At 62.0% G+C, this 12,315-nt stretch carries 12 protein-coding genes and 2 pseudogenes; 12 read left to right on the top strand and 2 right to left on the bottom strand.

Going from position 1 to position 12,315, the window contains the following annotated elements; all coding sequences use genetic code 11:
* Positions 1-97 precede the first annotated feature (97 nt).
* From BLT86_RS09000 to BLT86_RS08940, 12 genes and pseudogenes are all read left to right on the top strand, one after another.
* On the top strand, positions 98-472 hold the full coding sequence (locus tag BLT86_RS09000; RefSeq protein ID WP_169968482.1) for a chemotaxis response regulator CheY: 375 nt from the start codon (positions 98-100) through the stop codon (positions 470-472).
* Between the two features lie 19 nt (positions 473-491).
* Positions 492-1,280, top strand: a complete 789-nt coding sequence (locus tag BLT86_RS08995; RefSeq protein WP_092376188.1) for a protein phosphatase CheZ — start codon at positions 492-494, stop codon at positions 1,278-1,280.
* 12 nt (positions 1,281-1,292) lie between these two features.
* Positions 1,293-3,512 (top strand): chemotaxis protein CheA, encoded by a 2,220-nt coding sequence (locus tag BLT86_RS08990; RefSeq protein ID WP_055986390.1) that lies wholly within the window; start codon positions 1,293-1,295, stop codon positions 3,510-3,512.
* Between the two features lie 45 nt (positions 3,513-3,557).
* Positions 3,558-4,403, top strand: a pseudogene (locus BLT86_RS08985) (protein-glutamate methylesterase/protein-glutamine glutaminase); the annotation flags it as partial.
* Between the two features lie 100 nt (positions 4,404-4,503).
* Positions 4,504-5,706, top strand: a complete 1,203-nt coding sequence (locus tag BLT86_RS08975; RefSeq protein WP_026088446.1) for an ISL3 family transposase — start codon at positions 4,504-4,506, stop codon at positions 5,704-5,706.
* Positions 5,699-6,004: pseudogene (locus tag BLT86_RS08970) on the top strand (chemotaxis protein CheB); the annotation flags it as partial. The gene BLT86_RS08975 and the pseudogene BLT86_RS08970, both read left to right, overlap by 8 nt.
* A 25-nt stretch (positions 6,005-6,029) precedes the next feature.
* Positions 6,030-6,770: a flagellar motor protein gene (locus BLT86_RS08965; protein WP_075748382.1), complete on the top strand. Its 741-nt coding sequence runs from the start codon at positions 6,030-6,032 to the stop codon at positions 6,768-6,770.
* A gap of 12 nt (positions 6,771-6,782) precedes the next feature.
* Positions 6,783-7,592: a flagellar motor protein MotD gene (gene motD / locus BLT86_RS08960; RefSeq protein ID WP_003460778.1), complete on the top strand. Its 810-nt coding sequence runs from the start codon at positions 6,783-6,785 to the stop codon at positions 7,590-7,592.
* 82 nt (positions 7,593-7,674) lie between these two features.
* Positions 7,675-8,463, top strand: a complete 789-nt coding sequence (locus tag BLT86_RS08955; protein ID WP_084340998.1) for a ParA family protein — start codon at positions 7,675-7,677, stop codon at positions 8,461-8,463.
* An 86-nt stretch (positions 8,464-8,549) separates the two neighbouring features.
* On the top strand, positions 8,550-9,353 hold the full coding sequence (locus BLT86_RS08950; protein WP_092376185.1) for a CheW domain-containing protein: 804 nt from the start codon (positions 8,550-8,552) through the stop codon (positions 9,351-9,353).
* A gap of 96 nt (positions 9,354-9,449) precedes the next feature.
* A complete protein-coding gene (locus BLT86_RS08945) occupies positions 9,450-9,929 on the top strand; it encodes a chemotaxis protein CheW (RefSeq protein ID WP_003243242.1) in 480 nt (159 codons plus the stop codon).
* A gap of 3 nt (positions 9,930-9,932) precedes the next feature.
* Positions 9,933-10,346, top strand: coding sequence for a DUF2802 domain-containing protein (locus tag BLT86_RS08940; RefSeq protein ID WP_055986378.1), 414 nt, complete (start codon positions 9,933-9,935; stop codon positions 10,344-10,346).
* Positions 10,347-10,441: 95 nt separating this feature from the next.
* Here the strand turns inward: BLT86_RS08940 and BLT86_RS08935 are convergent, their stop codons facing one another.
* On the bottom strand, positions 10,442-10,789 hold the full coding sequence (locus tag BLT86_RS08935) for an EscU/YscU/HrcU family type III secretion system export apparatus switch protein (protein WP_092376180.1): 348 nt from the start codon (positions 10,787-10,789) through the stop codon (positions 10,442-10,444).
* Complete coding sequence (gene fliK, locus BLT86_RS08930; protein WP_092376177.1) at positions 10,786-12,315, bottom strand: flagellar hook-length control protein FliK; 1,530 nt, start codon at positions 12,313-12,315, stop codon at positions 10,786-10,788. The genes BLT86_RS08935 and fliK overlap by 4 nt, the downstream gene beginning before the upstream one ends.

Below are 12,315 nucleotides of genomic sequence, written 5' to 3'. Positions count from 1 at the left end.
CGGCGTACTCGCAGGCGCAAAACGGTTTCACGATTAAAGGACGTAGTTGCAAGCGCAATACGTTTGGGACTGTACGGAGGTCGACTTGGACAAGAACATGAAAATCCTCATCGTTGACGATTTCTCGACGATGCGACGGATCATCAAGAACCTCTTGCGGGACTTGGGTTTCACCAACACCGCGGAAGCCGATGACGGCACCTCGGCGCTGCCGATGCTGCAAAGCGGTAGCTTCGACTTTCTGGTGACCGACTGGAACATGCCCGGCATGACCGGCATCGACCTGCTGCGCGCCGTACGTGCCGACGAGCGCCTCAAGCACCTGCCGGTGCTGATGGTGACCGCTGAAGCCAAGCGCGATCAGATCATCGAGGCGGCCCAGGCCGGTGTGAATGGCTACGTGGTCAAACCCTTCACCGCTCAGGTGTTGAAGGAAAAGATCGAGAAGATCTTCGAGCGGGTCAACGGCTGATGTCAGCCGCGAGGGTGCTATGGAACATGATGACTCCACGCTGGGTGACCTTGAGTCGACCCTGAAAAACAATGCCCGCGATCTGGTCGATAGCCTTGAGCAAGGTAATTTCGGCGCCGCGGTGCAACTGATCAACGAGCTGAACAAGGTCCGCGATCGCGGGCTGTATCACGAGGTCGGCAAACTGACCCGTGAACTGCACAACGCCATTGTCAATTTTCAGCTCGATCCGCGTATGCCGCATACCCAGGAGCTGTCGCAGATCGCCGACGCTACCGAGCGCCTGAACTACGTCGTGACCATGACCGAGAAGGCCGCCAACCGGACCATGGATCTGGTGGAGCAGAGTGCGCCGCTGGTCAACGACCTGAGCAATGAGGCACAGAGCCTGAGCGTCGAGTGGGGCCGTTTCATGCGTCGTGAAATTGGAGTAGACGGCTTTCGTGAACTGGCCAAGCGTGTCGAGCTGTTCCTCGCCCGCAGTGAACGAGATGGCGCCAAGCTCTCCGACCACCTCAACGGCATTCTGTTGGCTCAGGACTATCAGGACCTTACCGGCCAGGTGATCAAGCGTGTCACCCAACTGGTGATCGAAGTGGAAAGCAACCTGCTCAAGCTGATGCTCATGGCCAGTCAGGTCGACCGTTTTGCCGGTATTCAGCACGACTACGCAGCGCTGCGTACCGAACAGGGAAAATCAAAAGAGCCATCGCAGGGTGAAGGTCCGCAGATTCATGCCGATAAGCGTGATGACGTTGCCTCCAACCAAGACGATGTCGACGACCTGCTGTCCAGCCTAGGGTTCTAAGGAGCACACAATATGAGCTTCGGCGCCGATGAAGAGATCCTCCAGGATTTCCTGGTAGAGGCCGGCGAGATTCTCGAACAGTTGTCCGAACAGTTAGTCGAGCTGGAAAGCCGACCGGACGACATGAACCTGCTCAATGCCATCTTCCGCGGTTTTCATACCGTCAAGGGTGGAGCGGGTTTCCTCCAACTCAACGAGTTGGTGGAGTGCTGCCATATCGCCGAAAACGTCTTCGACATCCTGCGCAAGGGTGAGCGTCGCGTCGAGTCGGAGTTGATGGATGTGGTGCTCGAGGCTCTTGATGCTATCAATGGCATGTTCGGCGAGGTGCGTGAGCGCCGCGAGCCGACGCCCGCGTCGCCTGAACTTCTGGCGGCATTGGCACGCCTGGCCGAACCGGGCGGCGCCGAAGCGGCTCCTGCGCCGGTGCAGCAGGCCGAGCCGGAACCCGTGCCGGTGTCTCAGCCAGCTACGCCGTCCGCTGCCGCGGGCGACATCACCGACAGCGAATTCGAGCAACTGCTCGATGCCCTGGGTGACGCGCCGGCTGCCGCCCCGAGTGCACAGACCAGTGCCAGCGATGAGATCACCGATGACGAGTTCGAGTCGCTGCTCGATCAGTTGCACGGCAAAGGGCAGTTCGCCGGTACGGTCGAAACGCCTGCCGCTGCGGTAGTTGCTTCTGCGCCTGCTGGCGCAGCGGCAGGTGATGAGATCACCGATGACGAGTTCGAAGCGCTGCTCGATCAACTGCATGGCAAAGGCCAGTTCTCGGCCACCGCCGAAGCTGCTGCTCCGGTTGCAGCCGTTGCTGCAGCGCCCGCTCCGGCGGGTGATGAGATCACCGATGACGAGTTCGAGGCGCTGCTCGATCAATTGCACGGCAAGGGCAAATTCGTGCCGCCCGCTGAGCCGGCGCCAGCGCCTGCCGCCGCGGCCAAACCTGCAGCAGTGCCCAAGGCCGCCGCGCCTGCCAAGCCCGCAGCAGCCAAACCTGAGCCTGCTGCTGCTCGTGCTTCTGCCGCGCCCGCGCCGGCTGCTGACAAGGCGCCGGCCGCGAGCGAAGCGGAAACCACCGTACGGGTCGACACCGCGCGCCTCGACGAGATCATGAACATGGTCGGCGAACTGGTGCTGGTGCGTAACCGTCTGGTACGCCTGGGGCTCAACAGCGGCGACGAGGCGATGTCCAAGGCAGTGTCGAACCTCGACGTGGTGACTGCGGATCTGCAGACCTCGGTGATGAAAACCCGCATGCAGCCGATCAAGAAGGTCTTCGGCCGCTTTCCGCGCCTGGTGCGCGATCTGGCGCGCAACCTGAAGAAGGAAATCAACCTCGAGTTGGTGGGCGAGGAAACCGACCTCGACAAGAACCTGGTCGAGGCCTTGGCTGACCCGCTGGTGCACTTGGTGCGCAACGCTGTCGACCACGGCGTTGAAACCCCGGAAGAACGCGAGAAGGCCGGCAAGGCTCGCGCAGGCCGCGTGGTGCTGTCCGCCGAGCAGGAAGGCGACCATATCCTGCTGTCGATCACCGACGACGGCAAAGGCATGGATGCTGACGTGCTACGTGCCAAGGCCGTCGAGAAAGGCCTGCTGGACAAGGACGCGGCCGATCGCCTCAACGAGTTCGAATGCTACAACCTGATCTTCGCTCCGGGCTTCTCGACCAAGACCGAGATTTCCGACGTATCCGGCCGTGGTGTCGGCATGGATGTGGTGAAAACCAAGATCTCCCAGCTCAATGGCACGGTCAACGTGTTCTCGCAGAAGGGCCAGGGTTCGAAGATCGTCATCAAGGTGCCGCTGACCCTGGCGATCATGCCGACGCTGATGGTGATGCTGGAGAATCAGGCCTTCGCCTTCCCGCTGGTCAACGTCAACGAGATCTTCCATCTCGACCTGTCGCGTACCAACGTGGTCGACGGCCAGGAAGTGGTGATCGTGCGCGACAAGGCGCTGCCGCTGTTCTACCTCAAGCGCTGGCTGGTGCCGCAGGCATTCCAGGAGGGGCAGGGTGAAGGCCATGTGGTGATCGTCACCGTTGGCAGCCAACGCATCGGCTTTGTCGTCGATCAACTGGTCGGCCAGGAAGAAGTGGTAATCAAGCCGCTGGGCAAGATGCTGCAAGGCACGCCCGGGATGTCCGGCGCCACGATCACGGGCGACGGACGCATTGCATTGATTCTCGACGTACCGAGCATGCTCAAGCGCTACGCTCGACGGTTCTGATGTTTCGCGGCGTGGACCCGAGGTCCACGCCGTCTAGGAGTGTGTATGGTAGTCAAGGTCTTGGTGGTAGACGACTCCGGTTTCTTCCGTCGGCGCGTGTCGGAAATTCTGTCTGCTGACCCCAGTATTCAGGTCGTGGGCACGGCCACCAATGGGCGGGAAGCCATTGATCAGGCGTTGGCGCTCAAGCCCGACGTGATCACCATGGATTACGAGATGCCGATGATGGATGGCATCACTGCGGTTCGAAACATCATGCAGCGCTGTCCGACGCCGGTGCTGATGTTCTCCTCGCTGACTCATGAAGGCGCCCGCGTCACGCTCGATGCGCTGGATGCGGGGGCTGTGGATTTCCTGCCGAAGAACTTCGAAGACATCTCGCGCAACCCCGAAAAGGTCAAGCAGATGCTGTGCGAGAAGGTGCACAGCATCGCGCGCAGCAACCGCCGTTTCAGTGCGGCCGCGGTGGCTCCGGCGCCGACTGCGGCTAGTCCGAGCGCGGCGCCGACCAGTCGTCCTGCTGTCTCGACGCGACCTGCTGCACCGGCTCCTGTTGCTGCGCGTCCGGCGGCAGCGGCCGGTGGCGCAGCCCCTACGTCATCAGCGCCCAAGCGCAAGGCCTACAAGCTGGTGGCCATCGGCACCTCGACCGGTGGCCCGGTGGCGCTGCAGCGCGTGCTGACCCAGCTTCCGGCCAATTTTCCGGCGCCGCTGGTTCTGATCCAGCATATGCCGGCGGCCTTCACTAAGGCTTTCGCCGAGCGCCTGGACAAGCTCTGCCGCATTCAGGTCAAGGAAGCTGAGGATGGCGATATCCTGCGCCCAGGCCTGGCGCTGCTGGCACCTGGTGGCAAGCAGATGATGGTCGATGCGCGTGGCGCGATAAAAATCCGGTTCTTCGCGGACTCTGGGGGAAGAGCGAGTTGACAGACAGGGAAGTGGGTAAATTGGCAGTCGCCAAACACACCAACACCCACACTCTGCTGTCGCCGTGCATCCTATTGATCTTGCCGCTTTCTGGCCAGGCTACGAAGTCGTCGCCTCTCGCTCCGTTGCTGAAAACACCCTGCTGATTGAGCTGGAACCCCAGGCCGCACGACTGCCCCGGTGCGGACGCTGTCAGCAGCCCAGTCCATTGATTCATGAGCGGCGTCTGCGCCAAGTGCGTGATCGTGATCTGTTGGATCAGCGCGTGTTGCTCCAACTGCCCGTACGTCGCGTTGACTGCCTGCGCTGTGGCCGAGTGACCGAGCGGATCGACTGGCTTGAGCCGTCCTCTCGCCTGACTCAGCGTTTACGGGTCTGGCTCGAGGGCTTGCTGCGGATATTGCCCATCAGCCACGTCAGCCAACTCACTGGATTGCACTGGCACACCCTCAAGACACTCGACAAACGCCGCCTGGAGGCCGAGGTGGGGGATTTCGAGCCAGGCACTGTACGTCGCCTGGTGATGGATGAGTTCGCTCTACACAAAGGCCATCGCTATGCCACGGTGATCATGGACGCCGAGCGAACGCGGGTACTGTGGGTCGGTCACGGCAATAGCCGTGAGGCCATTCGTCCGTTCTTCGAATTGCTCGGTGAGCGCTGCCAGCAAATCGAGGCGGTTGCCATGGACATGAACACCGCCTTCGATCTGGAGGTAAAGCAGCATTGCCCTCAAGCCGAAGTGGTGTACGACCTGTTCCATGTGGTGGCGCGCTACGGGCGTGAGGTGATTGACCGCATCCGCGTCGACCAGGCCAACCTGTTGCGCGATGACAAACCGGCACGCAAGGTGGTCAAGCGCAGCCGCTGGCTGCTACTGCGCAATGCAGAAAACCTCAAGGACAGCCAAGCCGTTCAGCTACAGGAGTTGCTTGCTGCCAACCAGCCATTGGCCACGGTTTATGTGCTCAAGGACGCGCTGAAGGAAGTTTGGTACGCCCCGAGCGTATGGGAGGGCTGGCAACGCTGGCGGGCCTGGCTACGGCAGGCCCGTGACAGCGGTTTGGCACCGCTACAGCGCTTCGCCAAAAACCTTAGACGCTATATTCGCGGCATCCTCGCCAGCGCCAATTTCCCTATGCATACCAGCCTGTTGGAGGGTGTGAACAACCGTATCAAGGTGATCAAGCGCATGGCCTATGGCTTCCGGGACTCAGACTACTTCTTCCTGAAAATCAAGGCCGCCTTCCCCGGGAAAGCGCGATGAACCAAAAATCCTGCCGGGTGACGAACGCCTCAACTACAAACCCTGTGTCGATATCACTTTCGGCTCTGCCGCCAAGTCTTACGGTGACAAGGTGCTGGCCGTGGTACTCACCGGTATGGGCGCCGATGGCCGTGAGGGTGCGCGCCTGCTCAAACAGGGCGGTAGCCAGGTGTGGGCGCAGGACGAGGCCAGTTGCGTGATCTATGGCATGCCCATGGCCGTGGTCAAAGCCAATCTGGCGGATGCGGTCTACGGCCTGGATGACATCGGCCGGCACCTGACCGAGGCCTGCCAGTGACGAACGCTAAGTCGGAAACATGCGCATGGATGTACTGAGCCTGATTGGCGTCATCCTGGCGTTCGTTGCCATTCTGGGCGGCAATTATCTCGAAGGCGGGCACGCTGGTGCCTTGCTCAACGGTCCGGCGGCGCTGATCGTCATCGGCGGCACGCTGGGCGCGGCTTTTCTGCAGGCGCCGGTGCAGGTGTTCAAGCGTGCCATGAGCATCATGCGCTGGATCTTTTTCCCGCCGCGTATCGATCTGGTCGGCGGTATCAATCGTGTGACCGGTTGGAGCATGGTGGCACGCAAGGAAGGCCTGCTCGGCCTGGAGGCAGTGGCCGATGCCGAGCCTGACCCCTATGCGCGCAAAGGTCTGCAGTTGCTGGTCGACGGCGCCGAGCCGGAATCCATTCGCAGCATTCTGGAGGTCGATCTCTATACCCAGGAGGCGCGCGATATCCAGGCCGCCAAGGTGTTCGAGAGCATGGGTGGTTATGCACCAACCATCGGTATTATCGGTGCAGTGATGGGCCTGATTCACGTGATGGGCAACCTGGCTGATCCGAGCATGCTCGGCAGCGGCATTGCCGTGGCGTTCGTTGCCACCATCTACGGCGTCGGCTTCGCCAACCTGCTGCTGCTACCGATGGGCAACAAGCTCAAGTCCATTGCTCTGCGCCAGTCGCGTTACCGCGAGATGCTGCTGGAGGGCATCCTGTCCATCGCCGAGGGTGAGAACCCGCGCTCTATCGAACTGAAGCTGCAAGGCTTCATGGACTGATGGAGGTATGGCATGGCGCGCAGGCGGCATCATGAAGAGCACGAGAATCACGAGCGTTGGCTGGTCTCCTATGCCGACTTCATCACCTTGCTATTCGCCTTTTTTGTGGTGATGTACTCGATTTCCTCGATCAACGAAGGCAAGTACAAGATCCTCTCGGAGTCGCTGACGGGCGTGTTCAATCAGCCTGAACGCTCGATCAAGCCGATTCCGGTCGGTGAGGAACGGCCGCGCACCAGTGAGCCTGATAACACCTCGATGGACGACCCCAGCTCGGATTCGGCCCTGCAAAGCATCGCCTCCAGCGTGCGCGAGGTGTTTGGCGAGCTGATCAAGAGTGATCAGCTGACCATACGCGGCAACGAGATGTGGATCGAGATCGAGCTCAGCTCCAGTCTGTTGTTTCCCAGTGGTGATGCCATTCCAAACAATCAGGCGTTCGACATCATCGAGAAGCTCGCCAAGATTCTGGCGCCTTATCAGAACCCGATAAAGGTGGAAGGTTTCACCGACAACGTGCCAATTCAGACAGCGCAGTATCCGACCAACTGGGAGTTGTCTGCGGCGCGCGCGGCGAGCATCGTGCGTATGCTGGCCATGGATGGTGTCGACCCTTCACGTCTGGCTGCTGTCGGTTACGGCGAGTTCCAGCCGGTAGCGGACAATGCCACAGCCGAGGGCAGGGGGCGTAATCGCCGGGTCGTGCTGGTGATTTCGCGCAACCTCGACACGCGACGTGGCGCTGGCAGTGCCGCGACCCAGCAGTCAGAGGCTGGCACGCAACCTGCACCAGCGCCTACGTCGGGGGTTCCACAGTCGTGAGCCGTCAAATCCCAGTCGCCTGCTGCGTGCGTGCGATAGCCATTCTCGGCCTGAGCGCCTCTTGCCGGGAGGATGAGAGAAAATGAAAGTCTGGGCAGTAGCCAATCAGAAGGGTGGGGTCGGCAAGACCACCACCTCCATCGCCCTGGCAGGCCTGTTGGCCGATGCCGGCAAGCGTGTGGTCGTGGTCGATCTCGATCCGCATGGGTCGATGACCAGTTATTTCGGTCATGACCCCGATGCGCTGGAGCACAGTTGCTTCGATCTGTTCCTGCATCAGGGCAATGTGCCGCAAGGCCTGCCCAAGCAGCTGCTGCACAGCACCAGTCACGAGAATATCTCCCTGTTGCCGTCGAGCACCGCGCTGGCCACGCTCGAGCGCCAGTCACCGGGGCAGAGTGGCCTGGGTCTGGTAATCGCCAAGAGCCTGGCGCAGCTGTGGCAGGATTTCGATCATGCTGTCATCGACAGCCCGCCACTGCTCGGCGTACTGATGGTCAATGCCCTGGCAGCCAGCCAGCAACTGGTGATTCCGGTACAGACCGAGTTCCTCGCGGTGAAGGGCCTGGAGCGCATGATCACCACGCTGGCGATGATCAACCGTTCGCGCAAGCAGGCCTTGCCCTACACCATCGTGCCGACGCTGTTCGACCGTCGTACCCAGGCGTCCATGAGCACGCTGCGGGTGCTGCGCAATACCTATCCCGAGCACCTGTGGCCGGCCTATATTCCGGTCGATACGCGCTTGCGTGATGCCAGTCGGGCAGGGCGGACGCCTTCGCAGTTCGATGCGGGCAGCCGTGGCGTGATCGCCTATCGGGCACTGCTCAAGCATCTTCTGACTCATCACCCGGCGGCGCAGGTGGCTTGAAATGAGCGTCTGTGTTGAACTGCGACACTCAAGTCGGAGCATGCAGCGGCCGATAGGCTGTCAAGATCTTATTCCGGGTTCCAGTCATGAGCCGTAACCTCGCCACCGCCACGCGTTCCCAGTTGGCCCTGCAGTCCTACCTTGACGGGCTGCTACAGGAGGCCGCTGCCGAACTGGAGATGTCCGTCAGCCTCGACGAGTTCGAGGCCGCTGTGCTCGAGGAGCAGGTGCGCGATGCGCGGCTGGTTGAGCCGGTTGTGCCCGCTAGCGTGGTTGAACCGCTGGTACAGATGGACGTCGCACCGGTTGAATTACTCGCGCCGATACAGGCTCCGCTCATCGACGAGGCGCCGCCGGCGCTTGCTCCCGCTGCCGAGCTGGCGCCACAGCCGGCTGCGCTGTTGGTCGATGGTCGCCCTGCCTGGGCCGAGGAGCCGTTCGAATGCCTGCTGTTCGACGTTGCCGGGTTGACCCTGGCCGTGCCATTGATCTGCTTGGGGTCGATTTACCCACTGGAAGGTCAGGAGCTGACACCGCTGTTCGGGCAGCCGGATTGGTTCCTCGGTATCCTGCCGAGCCAGGCCGGTAACCTGAAGGTGCTGGACACTGCGCGCTGGGTGATGCCGGAGCGTTACCGAGATGACTTCCGCGAAGGCCTGCAGTACGTGATTTCGGTGCAGGGCTACGAGTGGGGGCTGGCCGTGCATCAGGTCAGCCGTTCGATTCGCCTGGACCCGAGCGAGGTCAAGTGGCGCAGCCAGCGTACCCAGCGGCCCTGGCTGGCCGGCACGGTGATCGAGCACATGTGCGCGCTGCTCGACGTCGCGGCACTGGCCGAGCTGATCGCCAGCGGCGGGGCGAAACGCCTGAATGGCGGCAAACTGCATTGAGAATTGGTGAGCCAGTGCCAACGGGCTCTTATAGTTGATGACAAGCGGGTCGACCCGCGCATGCCGCACTGAGCGGTTTTTGATGAGGCTAGGGACATGAAGAAAAGTTCTGCACAGGGTGCCGAAGATCCGATTCTGCAGTGGGTGACCTTTCGCCTGGATAACGAGACCTACGGCATTAACGTGATGCAGGTGCAGGAAGTCCTGCGTTACACCGAGATCGCCCCGGTACCGGGTGCTCCGAGCTATGTGCTGGGCATCATCAACCTGCGTGGCAACGTGGTTACCGTAATCGATACCCGCCAGCGTTTCGGCCTGGGTTCGGCGCCGGTCACCGACAACACCCGTATCGTCATCATCGAAGCGGACAAGCAAGTGGTCGGCATCCTGGTCGATAGCGTGGCCGAAGTGGTCTACCTGCGTCAGTCCGAGATCGAGACTGCACCGAACGTCGGTAACGACGAGTCGGCCAAGTTCATCCAGGGCGTGTGCAACAAGAACGGCGAGCTGCTGATCCTGGTCGAACTGGACAAGATGATGTCCGAGGAAGAGTGGTCGGAGCTGGAGAGCATCTGAGCCATGTCCGAGTTCGCCATGCTTGCCGCGGCCCTGGCCTTCGTGGCGCTGCTATGCGTGGCATTGGGCATCGTCTGCAAAGGCCTGTACCGCAACCAGCAGCGCCTGCTGGTTGAGCAGGCCAAGCGTGACGCCGTGCGCGATGCGCGGATCAGGGAGCTGAGCAAGCGTCTCGACGCCTACCTGACCGGCAGCATTCGCATGGGCGAAGAGCTGCATGAGCTGCGCCGAGTAGTGGCGCCGCTGCCGGACAAGGTCAGCCAGATCGAACAGCGTGACCCCAGCAGCCTGTCGTTCACCCAGGCTGCTCGCCTGGTGGGCATGGGCGCCAGCGTCGATGACCTGACCCAGTCCTGTGGCCTGAGCAAGGCCGAGGCCGAGCTGATCAGCCGCCTGCACCAGCCCAAAAAACCGTAGGAGCGGCTTCAGTCGCGAAGCTTTGAACCGCTTGGCAACAGCTAACGCAGACATAGCCAAGCTTTTTCTTGCCCTGCATGTGTTCCGTCGCGAAATCAGCGAGTCGGCCCGCTCAAGCGGGGTAGCGTCGGCGTCACGTCGCGCTCGCTGTCCTGCCCCTGCTCGAAACCTTCCGGTGTCTTGCCCTGCAAGTACCAGGCGAAGGCGATGATCTCGGCAATGCAGCGATACAGCGCTTGCGGAATGGCGTCGCCCAGTTCCAGGCGCGCCAGCAGACGCACCAACTCGGCATTTTCGTAAATCGGTACTTCGTATTCGCGAGCGATGGCGAGGATGGCTTCGGCCAGTTCGTCATCACCCTTGGCGCTGAGTATTGGCGCGGTTTGCCCGTCATAGTTGAGGGCGATGGCCTGACGCGCTTCGGACTGCGGCTTGCGGCTCATGCGGTTTCGTCCACCCAGCGTTGTTCCAGCGAGGTCTTCGGCCCTTGCGGCGGCATGCCCTGGCTGCAGGCCAGTTCGCCGACTTCCAGGCCCGCGGCTTGCAGGCGCTCACGCAGGTTGCCCAGTTCGGCGTTGATCAGCGATGCGGTATCGGCGCGTTCGGCCCATAACTGGCTGGAGAGGCTGCCGCGTAGCAACTGAGCCCGAACTTGCAGTGGGCCAAGGTGGTCGAGATCGAAGGCCAGTTCCACGCGCCAGAGTGTTTCCTTCTGTTCCGCTTTTTCCGCCTTGGCGCTGTCTTCGCGCTGCAGTTTGACCTGCAGCGGAATCACCTCCTGCTGATGGCGCATGGGCAGCTCCAGCTGCCAGGTGGTCAGCAGGTTGCCGTTGGCGTCGACCTGGGTTTGCGCGAGGCTCGACAGTTGGTGCGTCTGCAGCCGTGAGACGGCCGCTGCGGCGAGCTTCAGCAGGGTTTCCAGGTCGGCTTCGCCATCCATGTTCTGCAGCAAGCGTGAGGGCAGGGGAAAGGTCAGCGCCTGTTGGCGTGCCGACCCGGCAGCGCCTGCGCCGAGCAGTTGCCGGGCCAGGTTGGGCAGGTTCTGGCCGAGGGCGTTCTGCAGGCCGGCAAGGGGACCGGAAACCCCTGGCAGTTGCGGCATCAGCTGGGCGATCAGACGCAGTAGGTTGGCCTTCAGGTCCTGCGGCAGTGTACCGGTCTGGCCCTGCAGCAGTTTGGCTTCGAGCAGCACACCGCTGCCTTCGAGTGCCTGGGCCAGGCCCTTGGCGGTACTCAGCTGGGTGCTGTCGGGGAGGGCGCCAAGCAGTTTGTCGATACTGCCGCGCAGGGCTTCATCGCCGCCGCTCAGCTTCTGCAGGCCCTTGAACAGACCCTCCAGCGATGCCTGGCGATTCTGCTGGACGGCCAGTTGCTGGCCCAGTACCAATTGATCGAGGCGGCCACTGAGCGGCAGGAAGGCGAGGCTCTGGCTGCCCTGCACCTGCGCGCTGAGCAGGCTGCCGAGCGGCAGCGCCTGCGGACTGTCGAGCGCCAGCTGGCTGCCGGCGAGCGGGGTATTGAGCAGGTTCACCACCAGGCGATAGATTGTCTGCGCATTCTGTGTCGGCAGCGGGGCGCTGCTGACGACCTTGCCCTGCACCAGCGTGCCGGGTGGTAGTTGTTGCAGGTCAAGGCTGGTCAGCGGCTTGTCACCGCCAGCCTGCAAGGCCAGCGCCAGACGAGTGTCCGACAGTGCTGTGACCACCAGTGCGCTGCCCTGGGCCAGTGGCCTGGGGCTTTCGGCTTGCAGAGTCGCCTGCTTGCCACCGGCGAGGGTCAGTTTGAGCAGCAGTTGGAAGCTTTGCGCCTGCTCACGAATCGCCACGACTTCGGCCTTGGCGCTTTCGCCGGCCGCCAGCATGCCTTCCAGCGGCTGCAACAGACGCACGGCCATGTCTGCCGCGGTCGCAGTGTTGCGAATCACCGGCACGGCAGGGGGAAGCGGGCGTGGGCTGCTGATTTCGCTCAT

This window comes from Pseudomonas sihuiensis, from assembly GCF_900106015.1.
Classification (GTDB): domain Bacteria; phylum Pseudomonadota; class Gammaproteobacteria; order Pseudomonadales; family Pseudomonadaceae; genus Aquipseudomonas; species Aquipseudomonas sihuiensis.
This window is presented reverse-complemented; position numbering and strand designations above follow the sequence as displayed.